23 protein-coding genes are annotated in these 20,932 nt (G+C 43.1%); 13 read left to right on the plus strand and 10 right to left on the minus strand.

Annotated features, from left to right (window positions below; genetic code table 11):
* Nucleotides 1–121 precede the first annotated feature (121 nt).
* From F957_RS06805 to F957_RS06775, 7 genes are all read left to right on the plus strand, one after another.
* Complete coding sequence (locus tag F957_RS06805; protein WP_016543094.1) at nucleotides 122–631, plus strand: LPS-assembly lipoprotein LptE; 510 nt, start codon at nucleotides 122–124, stop codon at nucleotides 629–631.
* Nucleotides 632–640: 9 nt separating this feature from the next.
* Nucleotides 641–1,636, plus strand: a complete 996-nt coding sequence (holA, locus tag F957_RS06800) for a DNA polymerase III subunit delta (protein ID WP_016543093.1) — start codon at nucleotides 641–643, stop codon at nucleotides 1,634–1,636.
* A 42-nt stretch (nucleotides 1,637–1,678) separates the two neighbouring features.
* On the plus strand, nucleotides 1,679–2,509 hold the full coding sequence (locus tag F957_RS06795) for an SIR2 family NAD-dependent protein deacylase (RefSeq protein ID WP_016543092.1): 831 nt from the start codon (nucleotides 1,679–1,681) through the stop codon (nucleotides 2,507–2,509).
* A gap of 108 nt (nucleotides 2,510–2,617) precedes the next feature.
* Nucleotides 2,618–3,961 (plus strand): MacA family efflux pump subunit, encoded by a 1,344-nt coding sequence (locus F957_RS06790; protein WP_016543090.1) that lies wholly within the window; start codon nucleotides 2,618–2,620, stop codon nucleotides 3,959–3,961.
* A gap of 1 nt (nucleotide 3,962) precedes the next feature.
* Complete coding sequence (locus tag F957_RS06785; RefSeq protein WP_016543089.1) at nucleotides 3,963–5,954, plus strand: MacB family efflux pump subunit; 1,992 nt, start codon at nucleotides 3,963–3,965, stop codon at nucleotides 5,952–5,954.
* Between the two features lie 11 nt (nucleotides 5,955–5,965).
* On the plus strand, nucleotides 5,966–7,366 hold the full coding sequence (locus tag F957_RS06780; protein ID WP_016543088.1) for an efflux transporter outer membrane subunit: 1,401 nt from the start codon (nucleotides 5,966–5,968) through the stop codon (nucleotides 7,364–7,366).
* Between the two features lie 479 nt (nucleotides 7,367–7,845).
* Nucleotides 7,846–8,535 carry a DUF2711 family protein gene (locus tag F957_RS06775; RefSeq protein WP_016543087.1) on the plus strand — a complete coding sequence of 230 codons (690 nt, stop codon included), beginning with the start codon at nucleotides 7,846–7,848 and terminating at the stop codon, nucleotides 8,533–8,535.
* Nucleotides 8,536–8,640: 105 nt separating this feature from the next.
* On the opposite strand, the gene F957_RS06770 is transcribed toward F957_RS06775, so the two are convergent.
* The 3 genes from F957_RS06770 to orn all read right to left on the minus strand — a co-directional run bounded on the left by F957_RS06770 (nucleotide 8,641) and on the right by orn (nucleotide 11,007).
* Nucleotides 8,641–9,444, minus strand: a complete 804-nt coding sequence (locus tag F957_RS06770) for an enoyl-ACP reductase FabI (protein WP_004655876.1) — start codon at nucleotides 9,442–9,444, stop codon at nucleotides 8,641–8,643.
* A gap of 141 nt (nucleotides 9,445–9,585) precedes the next feature.
* Entirely contained in the window at nucleotides 9,586–10,320 is a 735-nt protein-coding gene (locus F957_RS06765) for a Bax inhibitor-1/YccA family protein (RefSeq protein WP_016543086.1), read from the minus strand.
* A gap of 126 nt (nucleotides 10,321–10,446) precedes the next feature.
* Nucleotides 10,447–11,007, minus strand: coding sequence for an oligoribonuclease (gene orn / locus F957_RS06760; RefSeq protein ID WP_005239763.1), 561 nt, complete (start codon nucleotides 11,005–11,007; stop codon nucleotides 10,447–10,449).
* A 123-nt stretch (nucleotides 11,008–11,130) separates the two neighbouring features.
* Here orn and rsgA point away from each other — a divergent pair, with 123 nt between their 5' ends.
* The 4 genes from rsgA (at nucleotide 11,131) to secB (ending at nucleotide 13,463) form a co-directional block, all read left to right on the plus strand.
* Nucleotides 11,131–12,189 (plus strand): ribosome small subunit-dependent GTPase A, encoded by a 1,059-nt coding sequence (rsgA, locus tag F957_RS06755; protein ID WP_016543084.1) that lies wholly within the window; start codon nucleotides 11,131–11,133, stop codon nucleotides 12,187–12,189.
* 94 nt (nucleotides 12,190–12,283) lie between these two features.
* Entirely contained in the window at nucleotides 12,284–12,700 is a 417-nt protein-coding gene (locus F957_RS06750) for a rhodanese-like domain-containing protein (RefSeq protein WP_016543083.1), read from the plus strand.
* 11 nt (nucleotides 12,701–12,711) lie between these two features.
* Nucleotides 12,712–12,972 carry a glutaredoxin 3 gene (gene grxC, locus F957_RS06745; RefSeq protein WP_005184953.1) on the plus strand — a complete coding sequence of 87 codons (261 nt, stop codon included), beginning with the start codon at nucleotides 12,712–12,714 and terminating at the stop codon, nucleotides 12,970–12,972.
* Nucleotides 12,973–13,004: 32 nt separating this feature from the next.
* Nucleotides 13,005–13,463, plus strand: a complete 459-nt coding sequence (gene secB, locus F957_RS06740; protein ID WP_004655889.1) for a protein-export chaperone SecB — start codon at nucleotides 13,005–13,007, stop codon at nucleotides 13,461–13,463.
* Between the two features lie 54 nt (nucleotides 13,464–13,517).
* Here the strand turns inward: secB and F957_RS06735 are convergent, their stop codons facing one another.
* From F957_RS06735 to coaBC, 6 genes are all read right to left on the minus strand, one after another.
* A complete protein-coding gene (locus F957_RS06735; RefSeq protein WP_016543082.1) occupies nucleotides 13,518–14,126 on the minus strand; it encodes an alpha-ketoglutarate-dependent dioxygenase AlkB family protein in 609 nt (202 codons plus the stop codon).
* The gene (locus F957_RS06730; protein WP_016543081.1) at nucleotides 14,113–14,358 is read right to left on the minus strand and encodes an Ada metal-binding domain-containing protein; all 246 of its coding nucleotides are present in this window, start codon (nucleotides 14,356–14,358) and stop codon (nucleotides 14,113–14,115) included. Before F957_RS06730 ends, F957_RS06735 begins: the two co-directional genes overlap by 14 nt.
* A 4-nt stretch (nucleotides 14,359–14,362) precedes the next feature.
* The gene (locus F957_RS06725; protein WP_016543080.1) at nucleotides 14,363–15,100 is read right to left on the minus strand and encodes a 2OG-Fe(II) oxygenase; all 738 of its coding nucleotides are present in this window, start codon (nucleotides 15,098–15,100) and stop codon (nucleotides 14,363–14,365) included.
* Nucleotides 15,087–15,932: a methylated-DNA--[protein]-cysteine S-methyltransferase gene (locus tag F957_RS06720; protein WP_016543079.1), complete on the minus strand. Its 846-nt coding sequence runs from the start codon at nucleotides 15,930–15,932 to the stop codon at nucleotides 15,087–15,089. Before F957_RS06720 ends, F957_RS06725 begins: the two co-directional genes overlap by 14 nt.
* 169 nt (nucleotides 15,933–16,101) lie before the next feature.
* Nucleotides 16,102–16,479 (minus strand): cytochrome b562, encoded by a 378-nt coding sequence (locus tag F957_RS06715; protein WP_016543078.1) that lies wholly within the window; start codon nucleotides 16,477–16,479, stop codon nucleotides 16,102–16,104.
* 155 nt (nucleotides 16,480–16,634) lie between these two features.
* On the minus strand, nucleotides 16,635–17,891 hold the full coding sequence (gene coaBC, locus F957_RS06710) for a bifunctional phosphopantothenoylcysteine decarboxylase/phosphopantothenate--cysteine ligase CoaBC (RefSeq protein ID WP_016543077.1): 1,257 nt from the start codon (nucleotides 17,889–17,891) through the stop codon (nucleotides 16,635–16,637).
* A 196-nt stretch (nucleotides 17,892–18,087) separates the two neighbouring features.
* Here coaBC and radC point away from each other — a divergent pair, with 196 nt between their 5' ends.
* On the plus strand, nucleotides 18,088–18,810 hold the full coding sequence (radC, locus tag F957_RS06705) for a RadC family protein (protein ID WP_016543076.1): 723 nt from the start codon (nucleotides 18,088–18,090) through the stop codon (nucleotides 18,808–18,810).
* Nucleotides 18,811–18,854: 44 nt separating this feature from the next.
* Nucleotides 18,855–19,766, plus strand: coding sequence for a bestrophin family protein (locus F957_RS06700; protein ID WP_004655906.1), 912 nt, complete (start codon nucleotides 18,855–18,857; stop codon nucleotides 19,764–19,766).
* A 45-nt stretch (nucleotides 19,767–19,811) separates the two neighbouring features.
* Here F957_RS06700 and F957_RS06695 read toward each other — a convergent pair whose 3' ends face one another.
* Nucleotides 19,812–20,858, minus strand: coding sequence for an aldo/keto reductase (locus F957_RS06695; protein WP_016543075.1), 1,047 nt, complete (start codon nucleotides 20,856–20,858; stop codon nucleotides 19,812–19,814).
* Nucleotides 20,859–20,932: the final 74 nt, after the last annotated feature.

A 20,932-nucleotide genomic window follows, 5' to 3' on the forward strand; every position in this document is an offset into this window, starting at 1 on the left:
ATTTGTAGAAACAAAACCTCATCAAAGCCCGCTGTCATTCATCGGGCTTTGATTCTAAAATGTGGTCAATTTATCAAGATTAAATCTTCCATATTGAATGGAATATCATAAAGGACAAAGCATGCATTTAGCTCAACGTTTAGCTACTATCGTTTTAACTTTAGGTCTAAGTGCAGGCTTGGTCGGCTGTGGCTTTCATCTAAAGGGAAGTAACCCGACAGCGGCACCTTTGGTCTACAACAAGCTGACTTTAGTCCTACCTGACAATACGGATCAGTTTGAAAACCAGCTCAGCATTTATCTTGGTGCAACGGGCGTACAACTCAGTAATGCCAATGATGCCTATGTGCTTCGTGTGCTGGATTACACTCCACGCCGTCAACTGTTGAATGGTAAATTGACTGAGGCCTTATTGCGTTTAACCGTGACTTTCCAAATTGAAGACCGCCAAGGTAAGCAAATTACTGAACCGCGTACCTTAACTGCTTCTCGTACCTATCAATACGACGTGGCAACGGTGAATACCGATAATCAACAAGAAGCATATTTGAATCGCATTCTTATTGATGATATGGCACAACAAATCACGCGTCAGATTGCAGCCAATCGTTTGCCGAAAGCACAACCTTAATTCATCATTATGAAACTGGATTATGTGCAAGCCTTAAAACGGGTTGATGAGGCTCGCGGTGCATGGATCATGCATGGACAAGAGCCCCTACTTGAACAAAACTTGCTTGATGCATTTCGTAAAAGCTGGCAACAGCAAGAAGTTGAACGGCAGCGTTATGATATCAATAGCGTGAATGACTGGAAAAATGTCTTTAACGCGCTGAATAGTTTATCCCTGTTCTCACAACAACTTGCGATTGAAGTACATGGCAATATTAAGCCTGATGCCAATGGTTTAAAGCAGCTGAAAAGCTATATTCAACATAATGAACATAACCTCTTATTGGTTGTTTTACCGAAGCAAGACAGCAGCAGCTTAAAATCAGCTTTTTTCCAAGTGGTCGAAGCCAATGGTGTGGTAGTTCCATTAACCGCGACCTATCCACAAGATCGACAACGAATTTTAAGCATAGAAGCAGAAAAGCTCGGGATTCAGCTGAATAATGATGCTTGGCAATGGCTCATGCAGCACCATGAACATAACCTGCTCGCGGCAAAAAATAGCTTGATGCGGGTTGCAGATACGTTCCCCGATATTCAACAGATTCAGATTGAACAACTATATTCCTGCTTACAGGATCAATCGCGTTATACGACTTATGACTTAAGTGATGCCTTGCTTGCTGGAAACTTGGCGCAGTCAGTCAAGATTTATCAATACTTGATTGCTGCGGGCGAGCCAGATAGCCTGATCTTATGGACCTTAAGCAAAGAAATGCGCTTATTGATGCAATTGTTTGAACAACCGCACAATGCCATTCAACTCGGGATATGGAAAACCAAAGTCTCGCAATATCAGCAAGCTCTACGCCGTTTAAACCCGAGACAATTCCTAACTTGGTCTGATTTATTACTGCGCATTGATGCTTCGATTAAAGGCATGTCCAAAGAAAACCCTGAACAACTGATGCTACAAGCCTTAGCTGAATTGTGTGGTACCACCCTGTTTGCTCAACCTGCTTAGAGCATTCATCTTCATCACATAATAAGAATAATGGATCAACACATGTCATTCCATTTAAGCCCCGACCAAATCAAGCTGATCAAAAGTCTATTCCAACAAGCCGACAGCCTGATCATCAGCGCAGGTGCAGGCATGGGCGTTGACTCGGGGTTGCCCGATTTCCGCGGCAATCAAGGCATGTGGCAAGCCTATCCAGAGCTAGGTAAACAACGTATCGATTTTACCGAAATTGCCAATCCAGCCGCATTTAAACGGCATCCACGTTTGGCTTGGGGATTTTACGGACACCGTCTAGCCCTGTATCGTCAAACCACACCCCATTCAGGCTTTCTACAACTCAAGCAACTGGCTGAAACATTAAATCTACCAACTTTTGTATTTACCTCGAATGTCGATGGCCAATTTCAAAAAGCTGGCTTTGCTCTGGATCAGATCTATGAATGTCATGGCTCAATTCATCATCTGCAATGTCTGGACGCTTGTACACAGACCATTTGGTCAGCGGATGAATTAGAGCCTGAAATTGATGATCAAGACTGTCAATGGCTCGGGCAATTGCCACAATGTCCGCACTGTGGTGCACTGGCACGACCGAATATTTTAATGTTCAATGATATGGGTTGGATCAGCCATCAACAGGATCAGCAGGCAAAAGGCTTAAAAGCTTTTCTAAAATCACAGCATCGCCCTATTGTCATTGAAATGGGTGCGGGTACAGCCATTCCAACCGTACGTTATTTTAGTGAGCAATTTGCGCCAGGTCTGATTCGAATTAACCCACGTGAATATACGCTTCCTGCACAAGGCGGTCTTGCCCTTGCAGCAACTGCCGAACAAGGAGTTCACAGTATTTATCAGATTTTTATAGAATAACTTATTGGCAAAAAAGCAAATAATTCTCATTCTAGATTAAAAATATTCACGCTTTATCCTTATTTCACTTTTATACTAAGTCCAGTTTTTCACTTTTGACCTGCTGCCATGCCAAAAACAAATGCTAAAAAAATCCAGCCTCGTAAAATCATCATGATCGCAATCGGAGTGCTCATCATTGCAGCGCTCGGATGGATGTTCTTCAAACCTAAAGCCCAAGCACCACAATATATTAGTGCGGAAGTCTCTCGCGGCGATATCGAAGATTCGGTGTTGGCAACTGGGGTACTTGAAGCCACCAAAATGGTGAGTGTTGGTGCACAGGTATCGGGTCAGGTGAAAAAAATGTATGTGCAATTGGGCGACCAAGTTAAACAAGGTCAGTTGATTGCACAAATTGATTCGATTCGCCAAGAAAACGAACTTAAAACCGCCGATGCCAGTATTAAAAATCAACAAGCGCAACTCGCAGTACAGCAAGCCAATTTAGCTAAGGTCGAAGCAGAATATAAACGTCAGCAAGCCATGTACAGCCAAGATGCGACTTCACGTGCTGAACTCGAAACTGCTCTCGCAAACTTTAAAACAGCACAAGCACAAATTGCATCGATTAATGCACAAATCGAGCAATCTCGCTTGACCTTGGCAACTGCGAAAGAAGATTTAGGCTATACCCGTATCGTGGCGCCGATGGATGGCACCATTGTGGCGATTGTGACTGAAGAAGGTCAAACCGTAAACGCCAACCAAACCGCACCAACCATTGTAAAATTGGCCAAACTCGACACCATGACCATTAAAGCGCAGATTTCTGAAGCTGATGTCATGAAAGTTGAAAAAGGCCAAACCGTGTATTTCACCACTTTAGGTAATAGTGATAAAAAACATTATGCCAAGTTACGTCAAGTAGAACCTGCGCCCAATTCAATTAATACGGAAACCACCAGTAGCAGCAGTTCATCAACGTCAAATGCTGCGGTGTACTACAACGCTTTATTTGATGTACCGAATGAAGATGGCAAACTTCGTATTGATATGACCGCACAGGTTTATATTGTGCTGGCAGATGCAAAAAATGCGCTGACCGTCCCTGCGGCAGCCATTCAGACCCAACGCGGCAACCGTGCTAAAGGTGGTCAAGCCAATGCCAATAAGTCTGCAGAATCAGCAAAAAAATCAGATACAGACCAAACACAACGTCCAAAACGCCTAGAACTGAGTGAAGAAGAAAAAGCCTTGGTTGCGCAGGGTAAAGCATCAACAGGTATGGTGCGTGTGCTACAAGCGGATGGTACGGCTCAACCGCAACCTGTGTTGATTGGTCTGAATAACCGCGTCACGGCACAAGTGCTGAAAGGCTTAAAACAAGGCGATCAAGTGGTGATTGCAGATGGCTCTGACAGCTCAAATGAAGCAGCCAAACGTAGCAACCAACGTGCAATGAGAATGTAATATGACTCAAAATCAAACACATTCATCACAGCCACTGCTTGAGGTCAGTCAGCTCACCCGTGAATTTCCCGCGGGTGAAGCAACCGTACAGATCCTCAAAGGCATTGATTTAAAAATTTATGCAGGTGAGTTGGTTGCCATTGTCGGGCAATCAGGCTCAGGTAAATCGACCCTGATGAATATCTTGGGTTGTCTGGATAAACCGACCGCAGGCAGCTATCGGGTCAATGGTCGAGAAACCCGTCAGCTTGAACCTGATGAACTGGCACAACTGCGCCGTGAATATTTTGGTTTTATTTTCCAACGTTATCACTTACTCGGCGATTTGAGTGCTTCAGGTAACGTTGAAGTGCCTGCAATTTATGCAGGAGTTGATAGCCATCTTCGTCAGGAACGCTCTGCTGAATTGTTGTCCGAACTAGGACTTGAAGAACGCTTACATCATCGCCCTAGCCAGCTATCTGGTGGTCAGCAACAACGTGTCTCGATTGCACGTGCGCTGATGAATGGTGGGGATGTGATTCTTGCCGATGAACCCACAGGTGCCTTGGATAAGAATAGTGGTATTGAAGTAATGCGCATTTTGCGTGAGCTGAATGCCAAAGGCCATACCATTATTCTGGTCACACACGATCTTAATGTCGCTAAGAATGCAACACGTATTATCGAGATCAGTGACGGTAATATTATTTCCGACCGTGCCAATGAGCCTGAACATAGTGATCCAGAACTTGAGCATCAAACCCTAGAGCGTAACCCGCAGAAAAAAACCTCCGCTTGGCGTTCTTTCTTTGACCGTCTTGGTGAAGCCTTCCGTATGGCATTACTCGCCATGAATGCACACCGTATGCGGACCTTTTTGACCATGCTCGGGATTATTATCGGGATTGCATCCGTGGTCTCCGTGGTGGCGCTGGGGAATGGCTCACAGAAGCAAATTCTAGAAAATATCAGTAGTCTGGGAACCAATACCATTACCGTCTATCAAGGTCGTGGCTTTGGTGATAACTCACGGACCTCACAAGCCAAAACATTGGTGCCTGCCGATGCCGAAGCATTGGCCGAACAGCCCTATGTGGATGGGGTCAGCCCTTCTGCCAATACCAGTTTAACCTTGCGCTATAAAGATACCGAAGCCGCAGCAACGGTGAATGGTGTCAGTGCTGATTTCTTCTATGTTCGTGGTATGACCTTTAAATCAGGGCAACCTTTTGATAAGGCAAGTGTGACTGAACGCGCCCAAGATGTGGTGATTGATACCAATACGGAAAAAACCTTCTTTGCAGATGGTACCAATCCTGTCGGTCAAGTGCTGTTATTGGGCAGTGTTCCAAGTCGAATTATTGGCGTGATTGATGCCCAGCAAGGCTTTATGGGAAATTCAGACAGCCTCAACGTCTATCTGCCCTACTCGACTGTCATGAGCCGTATGCTAGGTCAATCCAATGTACGTAGCATTATCGTGCGTATCAAAGATGAATATCCAAGTAGCGCTGCTGAGAATGCGATTCTGACCTTGCTGGAACAACGTCACGGCGCACAAGATGTGTTTACCCAAAACTCTGACAGTATTCGTGAAACCATTCAGCAAACCACTGCAACCATGACCTTGCTGATTTCAGCGATTGCTGTCATTTCGTTGGTAGTGGGTGGTATTGGCGTGATGAACATTATGCTGGTTTCCGTGACTGAGCGGACCCAAGAAATCGGGGTACGCATGGCGGTTGGTGCTCGTCAAAGTGATATTTTGCAGCAATTCCTGATTGAAGCAATTCTGGTCTGTTTATTGGGCGGTATCTTGGGTGTGCTGCTATCTTTAGGCATTGGACAGATTATTGGACACTTTGCCAAAGGCATCATTGAAATGAGTTATTCGACCACTTCAATTGTTGCAGCGTTTGTATGCTCAAGCATGATTGGTATTGTATTTGGCTTCTTGCCAGCACGAAATGCAGCACAACTCGATCCAGTTGCTGCTTTAGCGAGAGAATAAGGAATTTGAGTATGTCTTTTCAATTCACAAAATTAGGACTTGCACTGGTACTCACTGGTTCCTTAGCTGGCTGTTCTGCTGTCGTCAAAACACCCTATAACGCACCAACCGTCCAAGTGCCACAACAGTTCCAATACGATGCACAAAAAAGTAAAAGCATCCATCTAACTGATCAGTGGTGGACATTATTTAATGATGCCCAATTAAATCAATTGGTCGATCAAGTGTTGGCTAAAAATAGTGACTTAAGTGTCGCAGGCATCACCTTGCAACAAGCCCGCCTACAAGCAGGTCTCGCTGAAAATAAACAAGGGATTCGAACCAGTTCTAGTGTTTCCGCAGGTCATAATATTGATCTGCGTTCTGGCGATGGTTCTGATCGTGGTTTATCCACCAGCGTTGGCGTCAGCTATGAACTCGATTTATTTGGCAAGCTCGCCAATCAAACGGAAGCAAGCCGATGGGAAGCCTTAGCCACTGAACAAGATTTACAAGCGACTGCACAAAGTTTGGTTGGCACGACAGCAAAGCTGTATTGGCAGTTGGGCTATCTGAATGAGCGCTATCAAACCATTCAGCAAAACTTGGCTTCGACCCAAAAAACCTACTCTTTGGTGCAATCACAATACAAAGCAGGTGCAGTATCTGGTTTAGATTTAACCCAAGCAGAACAATCGGTGCAAAGCCAAAAAGCCAGCCTTAGCCAGATCGAACAGCAACGCGTCGAAGCACGTACCGCGATTGCCGTTTTGCTACATGAACCCGTACAACAACTGAATATTCAAGAGCCTGCGCAGTTACCTCGCAATGCCCTGCCGAATATCGCGGTTGGACTCCCTGCTGATATTTTATCGCGTCGCCCAGATCTACAAGCATCTGAATTACGTTTGCGTAAGACTTTAGCGAATAAGGACGCGACCAAAGCCAGCTATTACCCTTCAATTAATTTGACGGGGAATGTTGGTTCTTCCAGCACGTCTTTAACCCAACTGTTAAAGAATCCGGCTTTAACTTTGGGTGCGAGCTTGAGCCTACCCTTTCTTCAATATAATGATATGAAGAAAGACATTGCGATCAGTGATCTTGAGTATGAAAAAGCCATTACCCAGTATCGCCAAACACTATACCAAGCTTTTGCCGATGTGGAAAATGCGCTATCCAATCGCACTCAACTGAATCAGCAAGTACAGTTACAACAACGTAATGTTGAGCTGGCAGATAAAACTGAACGTTTAACCGAAGTGCGTTATCGCAATGGAGCGATTGCCTTAAAGAACTTATTGGATGCACAGGAAACCACACGTAATGCACGACTCAGCTTGGTTGAAACCAAGCAGAATCAATACAATGCCTATGTGACGTTAATGCAAGCCATGGGTGGAAGTCCTGTTAAAGAACTGCCGAAACAATAGCACTCGCGCTATTGTTTAATCGCTTAAAGTCCTCGGCTCATTTTTGAATAAACCGAGGACTTTTGTTTTATTCCTCGATTTTTCTATTTATGCAAATATTGTGATTTTATCTTTGAACAAAACATAGATACATAATATAAAAAATATAATTGGTTATACAGCAAGTCTGGAGTATAACTATAGTAATATCCTTTCATAAAAATGGAAAAATAAAATAGAATTCAAGGCGCTCAAAGGAGAGTATATAGACCATCTTAATTATGAATTTCTTTCAAAGTCTCACATTAACCTATAGGTATACAGCGAGATATCTTGCAAATTAGATGAATAATGATAATGGAGTAGAAATAAATAGTTCAGATTTTTCTATTCGATTCTAATACTAACCTTCACACCTAGCTAGCAAGAGATAATAAGTCGCTCTAGAGTACTTTGGTACATCATTAACTCCAACGTTATATTTCATAAATAGATAATTAATGACTAATAGAATTTTACCAACACCAGAAAAGTTCGCATCCTGTCCTTATGACAAGAAGATTCTTTCATTTTATGAGGGGCAATTTGAGAGTGTCTTTGTCATATTTCATCCTTTTTTTATGTCTACTAAAATTGAACTCGAGTGTTTTTGCCCATCAAGATGGCCTAGTAAGCATCAATTTATTGAGAGCTGCTCTACAATAAGCTGGAGTGAAACTCTATTACTTTCAGGACTTACAACGTTTTCAGATATAGATATTGGTCTAAGAACCATAATTAATGGCATAAAGCCAGAACGATCAAACAAATATTTTTCCGAAAAGCTTACGGCGCTTCAAAGTCAGCATATTATCCTTCCACAAGAGGGTTATTTATCCCCCTTTATTGAAAATAAACTCTTAAATGCCATCAAAATAATTGGGCATAATTGGCTTTGGGTCGGAGATGAATTCGGCACAGAAAGGAAGCTTTACTGGGTTGAAGACCTAATTGAAAAAGACGAAATACCTGCCCATGGTTGTGTATTTGCACACGATCAGAGTCTACTCATAACAACACATTGGGATAGCCACTGTTCATTTCTTTGTTCTTCTAAAGAGACTATTGATAAAATTTTAGAAATTGAACCATTTGAAGGCTTTTTTTGTACTCAAAATACAGAAGTTTATTGGAGCTTATACGAAATATAAAAAAGCAATCAGCGACTTCACTAATTCCGAACGCTAAAATTTAATACTCTCAAAAAACAAAGCCGCTCTAAAAGCGGCTTTATCAAATAATTTAGATCAATCTAATTATTCATCATCCATCATCGACTGACTCATACCTACGGTATTAAAACCACCATCGACATACATGATTTCGCCAGTAATACCTGAAGCCCACGGCGAGCAAAGGAATAATGCGGCATTACCCACTTCTTCAATGGTCACATTGCGTTTCAATGGCGCAATTTTTTCATTGGCATCTAACATTTTACGGAATGATTTAATGCCTGAAGCTGCCAAAGTACGGATTGGACCCGCAGAAATTGCATTCACGCGAATACCGTCTACACCCAAGCTTGACGCCAAATAACGAACGCCCGCTTCTAACGATGCTTTGGCCATGCCCATCACGTTATAGTTCGGCATCACACGCTCAGAACCTTGGTAAGTCAAAGTCAATAAACAACCTTGGCGTGCTTGTAATAATGGTTTAGCCGCACGTGCCATCGCGATAAAGCTATAAGCACTAATGTCATGTGCAATTTTAAAACCATCGCGATCAGTCACGTCAGTAAAGTCACCGTCAAGCGTATGTGCAGGGGCAAAACCGATTGAATGCACTACACCGTCTAAACCATCCCAGTGTTTTGCCAATTCAACAAAAGCATTGTCAATTTCTGCGTCAACAGCAACATCACAAGGAAAAACCAGTGTTGAACCAAACTGTGCTGCAAAATCATCGACACGTTTTTTCAGCTTTTCATTTGGATAAGTAAACGCAAGCTCTGCACCTTCACGGTGGAGTGCTGATGCAATACCAAAAGCAATCGATAATTTACTTGCAATACCGGCAATTAAAAAACGTTTACCAGCTAAAAGTCCTTGTGACATCTTATTCTCACTCGAAAAATTTTCACCACATCATGCCAATATTCCGCCGCTTGCGGAATTGCATAATCCACCTTTTTTACAATCTTGCATAAAAAAATCGCCTTCAAGAGAAGACGATTGATAATTTATCTTGCTTTGGGCTTAGTCATCGCCACGAAGCAGACTGAGTAAACGCAAGAATGAATAATACATCCACACCAAAGTTGCCAATAAGGCGATGGCACAGATCCATTCAAATGCTTTTGGTGCGCGTTGTGCAGCCGCATTTTCAATCAAGTCAAAATCCAAGATCAGGTTTAATGATGCGATGACCGCAACAAAGGCAGCAAAGCCAATACCCAACCAGTTACTTTCAAAGATATAAGGAATGCTTGAACCAAATGCTAAACGCAAAATGATCTGTACGACAAATACCAAGGCAATCGCAATCGAGGCAGAAATCACAACTGCTTTAAACTTTTCAGTGGCGCGAATCACTTGGAATTTATATAAGGCAAATAAAACCAATGTGGTCACAAAAGTCGCAAGCAGAGCTTGTAAAGGGACACCTGGATATTTCAATTGGAAAATAAACGATACACCACCTAAAAACGCCCCTTCAAACAAGGCATAAGGAATGGCTAAAGCTGGTGCAGTATTAGATTTAAAGGTGGTAATTAAGGCAAGGATTAAACCACCTACTGCGCCAATAATCGTTGCAGCATAGGCAATCGACAGATTAGCAGTCATCGCACAGTAGAAAAATAAGGCTATGCCTAAAACAGCTGCAATCACCGTTAACAGGACTGATTTTTGAATCGCACCCTGAATGGTCATTGGCTCAGCCAAATTTTGATAGGTTTCTACCCGTGTTAAAATAGGGTTAGTACTTTGCATGTACGCTCTCTTTTTTATAGTTTGCAATTAAACATCGAGTTTAAGCGATTTTTTGAGCAAGCCCAAATTTTTTCATATATTAAAAAAGGAGCATACGCTCCTTTTTATACTTTGTTCATAAACTGATTAGTTATCGTTATTCATGATGAAAAAGTATTCACGATAGTATTTCAATTCTGCAATCGAATCACGGATGTCATCCATCGCCAAGTGCGAAGCATTTTTCTTTAAGCCGCTCATAATTTCAGGTCTCCAGCGTTTCGCTAACTCTTTCACCGAAGACACATCTAAATTACGGTAATGGAAAAACTGTTCTAACTCAGGCATCAAACGATGCAAGAAACGGCGGTCTTGGCAAATCGAGTTCCCACACATCGGCGATGATTTTGGGCTGACCCATTTCTTTAAAAACTCAAGGGTTTGCTGTTCTGCATCTTCAGCCTTTAACTTACTGCGGCGCACTCGCTCAATCAGACCCGACTGACCATGTTGTTTGGTATTCCACTCATCCATCGCATTTAGAATCAAATCAGATTGATGTACCGCTAAAACAGGTCCTTCAGCCAAGATATTCAAATGGTCATCTGTAATAATTGTTGCAATTTCAATAATCTTGTCGTTATCGGTATCGAGACCTGTCATTTCCAGATCGATCCAAATTAATCGTGTATCAGGGGTGCTGCTCATGGATGGCGATTCTAATGTGCTTAAAAACATCAATAGTAGCAAATTAATTACATCTTGGCTGTAATTCTATAGCGGCTTCGTGCTATTTTTGCGGTCTTCAAAGTGTGGATTTTTGGGATATGAATGGCTTTAATTCGTAAGCGTCGTTTAACCGAACAACAGCAGCGTCGTATTGAGAAACAGCATAAATCACGTCAAGACGACATTGATACATCGCAAGATCTGGATGGACTGGTTGTTCAGCATTATGGTCGTCAACTCGAAGTACAAGCTTTATCTGTGCCTGAACAGCACCCTGAAAAACCACATGTGGTTGAAGGTGAACCAGAACCGTTCTGGAAACCGATTGAACTCGACAGCGTTTGGCGCTGTCATACCCGTACCAACCTAGAACTGTTGGTCACAGGTGATCGGGTTAAATGGCAGGCCGATCCAATTACTGGCTTAGGTATTATCACCGCAATTTACCCAAGACAATCCTTGCTCACCCGACCAGACCGTTATCATAAGGTCAAACCTGTCGCCGCCAATATTAGTCTGATTGTGATTGTATTTGCCCCGCTGCCAGAACCCGCTCCAACCTTGATTGACCGCTATCTGGTCGCGTGTGCCGATGCCAATATCCCTGCGCTGTTAGTACTGAATAAATCTGACTTGCTTACGGACAATGATCCGATTCTGACCTTACTGAGTGAATATGAGTCTTTAGGTTATGAAACCTTAATCTGTCATTCACAAGGTGACTTATCTGCGCTTTCAAATCGTATTGATAATGAAACCGTCGCTTTCGTTGGACAATCAGGGGTTGGTAAAAGTTCATTGATCAATACCATTGTTCCCGATGCAGCACAGAAGACCAATGTCATTTCAGAGAACTCGGCACTCGGTCAACATACCACTACTTCTACTCGTTTGATTAAATTTGGAACAAACGGTGCATTGATTGATTCCCCAGGAATCCGTGAATTTGGGCTGTGGCATCTCAGTTTAGAAAAGGTTCGTACCGGTTTTCCAGAGATTGAAGCGCATTTGGGGCTTTGCCAATTTCGTAACTGTACCCATACCCATGAGAAAAATTGTGCGCTGAAACAAGCGGTTGATGCAGGTGAAATTTTGCCGCGCCGTTTGGACAGTTATTTACGTTTACTGGATGAAATTCAGGAAGCACAGCAAAAAAGTTAATTTTCTTCGCTGCTTGCCCTTGAACTAAAGATTTTGATCACCATTGAGATAAGTTATACTCAGGGTCAATTTTGATTTTAACTTTAGGTGACTTGTGGAACGCTGGTTAGAGTTTATGGGGAATCACCCCTTCTTATTTGGTGCGCTCGGCGTGTTAATCGTGTTGTTCTTTGTTTTAGAAGGACAGCGCAACGGTCGTAAAATTTCACCACAATCTCTAGGTATTTTGGTCAAAGCAAAAAATGCGATTTTGATCGACTTACGTGATGGAAAAGATTTCCGTGATGGTCACATCAGCGGCAGCCGTAACATTCCATATAGCCAGATTACAAGTCATGTCGATGAATTAAAAGCAAGTGATCGTCCCTTGGTCTTCATTTGTAACTTAGGTCAGGTTGCAGGCTCAGCATTGCAAAAAGTTGGTCATGCCGACAGCTACCGCTTAGACGGTGGTATTAGCAATTGGAAAGCTCAAGGCTTACCTTTAGTGAAAAGCAAAACCAAAGCTTAAGGAGAGATAAAATGACTACGCAAAACGTCACCATTTATTCAACGCTTTCTTGCCCATATTGCGTACGCGCAAAACAATTACTTGAGCGCAAAGGCGTTGCCTATAAAGAAATTAATCTTTCCAATGAAGCGCCAGAAGTTCGTATTGAGTTAATGCAACGTACTAATCACCGTACGGTGCCGCAAATTTTTATCAAAGACCAATTCATTGGCGGTTTTGATCAACTTTATGCTTTAGAGCGTGAAGGTAAACTCGACCAATTATTAGCTTAACAACATCTAAATCCAAGATTTAAGGAAAAACAATGAGCGAAGAACAAGTTCAACCACAACTCGCGTTAGAACGTATCTATACCAAAGACATTTCTTTTGAAGTTCCAGGTGCACAAGTTTTTACTAAGCAATGGCAACCTGAACTGAACATCAATTTATCTTCTGCTGCAGAAAAAATTGATCCAACTCATTATGAAGTGTCTTTAAAAGTTGTGGTTCAAGCCAACAACGAAAATGAAACTGCGTTCATCGTAGATGTAACGCAATCAGGCATTTTCTTGGTTGATGGTGTAGAAGAAGATCGCCTTCCATACATCTTGGGCGCGTACTGCCCAAATATCTTGTTCCCGTTCTTACGTGAAGCAGTGAATGATTTAGTGACTAAAGGTAGCTTCCCGCAATTGCTGCTTACTCCAATCAACTTTGATGCTGAATTTGAAGCAAACATGCAACGCCTACAAGCGGATGCAGATGCGCAAGGTCAAGCATAAGCTTTATCCTGCCTTATCCAAAAAAGGACTGATTTTTCAGTCCTTTTTTTATGCTCAATCCACAATGGTTCTAAAGGTCAGATTCACCCGCGCCGTACTGACTTTCTTCGTCGGTGGTAAGCGATGCAACCAGTAGGTCTGCGTGGTATCTTTCATCACCAATAAACTGCCATGTTCTAAATAGAGTTCAACTTTTTCTTTGCTCTGCTTATGTTTAAATGCAAATTTTCGCTCAGCGCCAAAGCTAAATGAGGCAATTGCCCCATCTTTTTTTAAGTCTGTTTCAGCATCGCTATGCCACGCCATTCCCTCTTCACCACTATGATAAAGATTGAGCAAACAAGAGTTGAATGTCTCACCGCTTAACTCTTCGGCCAGTTGTTTTAACTCCAGTAATTCCTGTGTCCACGGCAAGGCATATTTATTCATATTGGAATAGGTATATTCAAAGCGCCGATCCCCATACCACGCCACTTTACGTTTAGTCGTCAATAACTTTCCAAAAATCAGCGCCTGATCATTTTCCCATGCAATGGTCTGCATCAGTTGATCAAAATAATAATCTGCAGCCGCAGTCTGCACCACTTTGCCGTAGTACTGTACCGTACCGTCATAGGGCAAATGATTCTGCTTTGGATCAGCTTCAATATCAAATAGTTGCATCTTTCCACTTCTTATAGGCTTGCTGCATACAATGTCCACACGGTCGGAAACCTTGTGCAATTGCTTCTTGCTCATCGACAAAAAATACCCGATTCTTTTTTAGCATGCGCTTCCCTGAGGCACAGGTCAATCTGCCATAAATCTTAAGCTGTGCATTGCCTGCAAATACAATCTGTTGCTGTTTCAGTTTTTGATGTAACTCGGTCTGTGTTAAGTCTAGATGCCGCCACATCAGATTAACTCACCGCATCATGGAAAATAATCCCGAGGCTATAACGTTCACCTCGATGAATGGGGCTGACACCATGCTTCATATTGACCCGATAATAGCCCTGACTGCCTTTTTCAGGTTTAAATTGGGTGGTGAAAATCAACAGATCACCTTGCTGTGGCTGCACCACCATAGCCTTAGATTGTGCTCTGGGTGTTTGTTGGGTAAAAACCAATTCTCCGCCACTAAAATCCACATTCGGCTGACTCAATACAATCACTAGCTGTATCGGGAAATACACCTCACCATATAAGTCCTGATGAAGCGTATTAAAGCCGCCTTGCCCATATTTCAAAATCAATGGCGTTGCCAGCCTTTGTCCCTGTTGATGGCACTGCTGTAAAAACTCAGCATGGGAGGACGGAAATGAATGTTCTAACTTCAACACCCGAAACCATGCATTGGCAATCGGTACCAAATATGGATAAATCTCATGCCGTATCCGCTCAATCAGATTCGGTAATGGGTAAGTAAAATACTTGTATTCACCTCGACCAAAACGATAACGCTGCATCTCTACAGTTTTACGGTACAGTTCGGTTTGCGGATATGCCTGTTTTAGCATTTCACATAACTCGGTCGATAGAACCTGCTCGATCAGGGCAAAGCCTTGTTGGTGCATTTGCTCAGTGATGGCCTCCCAATCCGCAGCTTGAATCTGATCGATCACCGCTTGGATTTGTGTCAATTCAGGTGGCTGCATGGGTTTGTGCACCTTCCCAACCAATCAATGCTGTTTTACGCAATGTTCCCCACTCATAGCCACCCAAAGCACCTGTAGACTGAATCACCCGATGACAGGGAATCAGAAATGCCACAGGATTACTGCCAATAGCGGTGCCGACAGCTCGTGCAGCTTTGGGATGCTCAATGGCTTTGGCCAACTCACCATACGTAGAGAGCTGCCCCATTGGAATCTTGAGCAGGCTTTGCCATACTTTAAGCTGAAACTCGGTGCCTTTTAAATGCAGTTTAATCTCTGCCAATTGCGGTTGATCCTTTTGAAACAAGGCCAAAGCACTGTGTTGAAATGCATCGAGCTGTTCAATAAACTCAGCCTGAGGAAATTGTGCTGTTAACTGTTGCAAGGCATCAGCCCGATTCTCCACAAAACTCAGTGCACAAATGCCTTTATGTGTCGATGCAATCAACACTTCACCAAACAAGGTCTCTGCGAATTGATAGTGAATCGTCAGGCTCTGTCCACCATGTTTATATTCAGCAGGGGTCATCCCTTCGATCTGAATAAACAGATCATGTAATCGACTGGTGCTGGACAGTCCTGTGGCAAAGGTTGCATCAAAAATACTGCCCTGCTCTTGTTTTAAAATCTTCTTGGCATGTTCAACACTTATATACTGCAAAAACTTTTTTGGACTGGTGCCGACCCACTCGGTAAATAAACGCTGAAAATGCGCTGGGCTTAAATGAATATGTGCTGCCACTTCATCCAGTTGCGGCTGTTGCTGAAAGTTTTGTTGAATATACTGAATCGCTTGAGCAATGCGTTCATAATTACGTTGTTGTGAGGACATATCATCACCTCTCATCATTCATGTTTTCACTGTAGCAACTTTGCCATTCTGTGAAAATCTGAATCATGCTCAGTCTTCGTTTTGTCTTTGTAGTGTCTCCAATCCCGATAAAAAAAAGCCGTACTTCTTGAAGTACGGCGCTATCATTTCGATGACTAATCTTTATAGATTAATGGGTGTAATACTTATGTCCTTGGTCACGTAATTCAGCAATCTTTTTACCTTGTTTTTTCGCTTCATCCAGCTTACCTGCTTGCACCAACAATTTGGCTTTATCAATTTCCCCGACAATCTGGTCGAATAAAGCAGTAGAGGCTGGCACTTTTTCAGTGGTATTCGGCGCTAATTTATACTGTTTTGAATGGGTCGCAGCAGCACGCATATTATCCAAAGCAGCTGTTGCCGCCTGTGGCGTTGCAGCTTGGTTAAACGCTTTATAATTTTTCCCCAGCGTTTTCATGTCATCGTCTAAACCCGCAGCCATTGCCGTATGGCTCAATGCAAACGCGGATAACATCATAACAGTGGCTAAAGTTTTTTTAATCATTCGGATATCCTATCAAAAACTGTGGCTATGCTTAATTTCTTGGCGCAAAACATCGTGCTTTGACTTCAAAGCACCAATGGCGATTGCTGATTTAGCATACATAAAAAATGCAACGGAATCGTTGCATTTTGATAAAAAAAGATCGCGTTCAGGTTTTATAAGCGACGGCGTAAAGCATCCGCAATCGACTCAACCAACTGCTGCGAAATCTCTTGTTTTGAGGCCTTTTCCAGCTCACGCTTTTTCATGTGATAAGACTGGGCAAAGAACACGGTCATGGCATTTTCATCTGAAGCAAAACCGATATCTGGACGTGACACATCATTACAGGCAATCATGTCCAGTTTTTTCGCTACCAGTTTACCCGCAGCATATTCTTCAACATTTTGCGTTTCAGCAGCAAAGCCAACCATGAATGGACGTTGTTCTTGCTGCGCAATGGTCGCCACGATATCTGGATTTTTGACCAACGCCACCGCAAGCTCATCACCTGCTTTCTTAATCTTATGCTCAGCCACTTGTGCCACGCGATAATCCGCCACCGCTGCGGTTGCGATAAAGATGTCACAGCCTTCTTTCAGCTGATTCATGCTGACATCGAGCATCTGCATGGCAGAACTCACATTCATACGTTGCACACCATTCGGCGTATCCAGACTGACAGGCCCTGCCACCAAGGTGACTTTTGCCCCTGCGGCATAACACGCTGCTGCCAAAGCAAAGCCCATTTTACCCGTGCTGTGGTTGGAAATATAACGTACAGGGTCAATCGCTTCACGGGTCGGCCCAGCGGTAATGGTGACGCGCTTTCCAGCTAACAAACCGAATTTTTCAGCCAAGGCACGTTGCGCCTTATGGAAATAAGCTGCAACTTGGCGAGCCAAATCTTCAGGCTCAGGCATACGCCCTAGACCCACATCTCCACAGGCTTGTTCACCCGCATCTGGCATGATCACATGCACGCCATCTTCAACCAAAGTTTGCAAATTGCGTTGTGTGGCTTTTGCTGCCCACATTTGCTGATTCATCGCGGGTGCAACCCAAACTGGTGCTTTGGTTGCCAGATATAGCGTACTGAGCAGATCATCTGCCAAGCCATTAGCAAATTTTGCAATGCTGTCACAGCTGGCAGGTGCCACCAAAACCAAATCAGCCCAACGTGCCAATTCGATATGTCCCATGCCTGCTTCAGCTTCAGGATCAAGCAATTCGGTGTGCACAGGATTGCCTGAAAGTGCTTGAAAAGTGAGTGGGGTAATAAATGCTTGTGCGCCATGGGTCATGACCACACGGACATCAAAACCGAAATCTTTTAAACGGCGGACCAGAATGGCACTTTTATAGGCAGCAATACCACCTGTAACCGCTAATATAATGTTTTTATGGGGAATAACACTTAGATCGAAGCTCACAAACAGGATACCTTACTGTTGCAGTGGCGCTCACAATAGCATTAAATAAGTAGATACCCAAGTAGCACCCTCAACATTTCAGCACTGACGATGATCGAAAATCGTGTTGACATGACACCCTATAAAAGGAAAAGGCGCGCAATTATTTTTGCGCGTTAAAAAAATAATCACAATAAAATCAAAAGGAAATTAACGATTGAATCAATCTATTAAAACCTGGCCTGAACAAGAACGCCCAAGAGAACGACTTTTATCCCAAGGACCGCAAAGCTTATCCGATGCTGAACTGCTGGCGATTTTTCTGCGTTCAGGCTCAAAACAGCACTCTGCAGTGGAATTGGCGCGTATTTTGATTCAACATTTTGGCGGACTTAATTTGATATTTGATGCCAATTTTGAAGATTTATCACAATTTAATGGCATAGCCTCCACCAAATATGCACAGCTGATGGCCGTGAAGGAACTCGGACGGCGTTATCTGAATAATCATTTCCAACAACAACGGCTTTGCCTAGATACTTCAACCTTAGTGCTCGACTATTTACGTTATGAACTGCAAGGTGAAAAACAGGAAGTTTTTGCCGTTCTGTGTTTAGATGCCGAACTGAGAAAATTACATTTTAAAAAGCTGTTCTTTGGTTCCCATCATTCCTGCACGGTTTCACTGAATCAAACCTTACGCTATGCCCTGCAACAACAGGCCTGTCAAATCGTAGTAGCGCACAATCATCCCTATGGCACTGCACAACCGTCAACAGAAGATATTTATCTGACCCAACAACTCAAACAAGCCTGCAAACTGCTGGAAATTCACTTGATTGATCATTTTATTATTTCAGCTGAAGGCTATTTTTCATTTTCTGAACAACAACTACTCAACCCTATTAAAACCAAGCAATCTCGCCTTGACAAAGCTTAAACCAAACAGGAATATCAAGACATAAAATTAATGATTCAAATAACATGATTGTCCGTGACCAGCCGAGTATTTTTAAAGTTTTATTCTCATGGCGAGGAACGATTTTACCCAAAATTTTGCCCTCTCTTGGTTTCGTCATGCTGATCTCTGCCATTATTGGTGGGGTCGAGTATGTCAATCTGTATCGTTTCCCTGAAATTCCCTTGGTCGGCTTCACTTTGATTGGTGTGGTACTGTCCATTTTCTTGGGATTTAAGAATACCGCCTGTTATGACCGTTGGTGGGAAGCACGTAAACTCTGGGGGGTGTTGATTGCCACTGCGCGCCATTTTGACCGAGATTGCCGCGTCCTGACCCAAGCACGTCGTGAACGTATTATTCAAAACGTGATTGTGTTTGCCAATGTACTGCGTGATCGTCTGCGTCATCAAACCGCCAATCCAACCGAGCTGACAGAAACCAGCGGTCTGAGTCAACAAGCATTGACGCAACTTTATCAACAGCATAATGCGCCGCAGTACACCTTGAGCCTAATTCAATGGGAACTGTTACAAGCCATGAAAGAAGGCGAAATCTCGGATATTATTTATACCCAGATGAACCGCCATGTTGCAGCACTCAGTGAAATGCAAACTGGCTGCGATCGGATCGCAAATACTCCAATTCCATTCGCCTATTCGGTTTTACTGAATCGTACCGTGTATTTTTTCTGCTTTATGTTGCCCTTCAGTCTCGGCTCTTTATTGGGCTTGGTGACACCGCTATTGGTCGGTATTTTGGCCTATACCTTTTTAGGTCTGGATGCTTTAAGTACTGAAATAGAAGAACCTTTCGGCACACAAAGCAATGACTTACCGCTGGATGCGATGGTACGTTCAATTGAAATTGAATTACTTGGAACTTTAGGTCGCCCAACCCCGCCGCCAATTCAGGCGCATGACCATAACTTACTCTAATTTCAATGCCCTGCAATGAGGGCATTTTTTTCAGCTTAACATCAGTTAAATAAATTGTGACGGGACGATGGACTTAAAACGTTCAGTGAACTGTCCATTCCAATAGGGATAATAAGGATAGGGCGGATAGATCGCACTGACCTGATTTAAACGTTCGCTCTGTTCAATCGATAGCTGAATATCTTTGGCAACAAGGTTATCTTGCAGTTGAGTTTGATTACGCGCGCCAATCAACACACTCGATACCGTTGGACGCTGTAATAACCAGTTTAAGGCAATTTGCGGAACCGTATAGCCAGTTTCTGCTGCAATCTGTTTGAGCACATCAATCACAGCATAGAGATGTGCCTCATTGACTGGCGGCGCGAATTGCGCGGTATTATGTAAACGGCTCTGTGCTGGAATCGGATTCTCGCGATCAAATTTACCTGTCAATCGGCCCCAGCCCAACGGACTCCACACTACTGCGCCAATGTGCTGGTCATCATTTAAGGGCATCAACTCCCATTCATAATCACGACCAATCAATGAATAGTAGACCTGATTGACCACAAACTTTTCATAGCCATATTGCTCCGCAATCGCTTGGGCTTTCATTAGTTGCCAACCTGCAAAATTAGACGCGCCGATATAACGAACTTTGCCACTACGCACTAACTCATCTAAGGTTTTCATTAATTGTGGTAATGCGGTGAAGCTATCAAACTGATGCAGCTGTAATACATCAATATAATCCGTTCCCAAGCGAGTTAATGACTGTTCAACTGCCGACAATAAATAACGCCGACTAAATCCAGCATCATTGAGATGATCTGAACTACGAATCCCAACTTTAGTGGAAATAATATTGTGTTGACGTTCAGATGCCAAAGCCTTGCCCAGCATTCGTTCAGATTCTCCATCAGAATAGACATCGGCTGTATCAAAGTAATTAATACCCGCATCTAAACCAGCACGAATCATTTGATTGGCTTCTGTTTGACTGGCTTGCCCCCAAGCAGAGAAAATTTGCCCCTGCCCACCTAGAGTGCCTGCGCCAAATCCCAGTTCTGAAACTTTTAAACCCGAGTTTCCTAAAAAATGATATTTCATGACCTGTCTCTTCAAGCTGTGATTGCTTCAGTACAAAAATAGCGCTAGGGATTTACTCGAAAAACCACGATAAT

This window comes from Acinetobacter gyllenbergii CIP 110306 = MTCC 11365 (assembly GCF_000413855.1).
In the GTDB taxonomy this organism is placed as follows: domain Bacteria; phylum Pseudomonadota; class Gammaproteobacteria; order Pseudomonadales; family Moraxellaceae; genus Acinetobacter; species Acinetobacter gyllenbergii.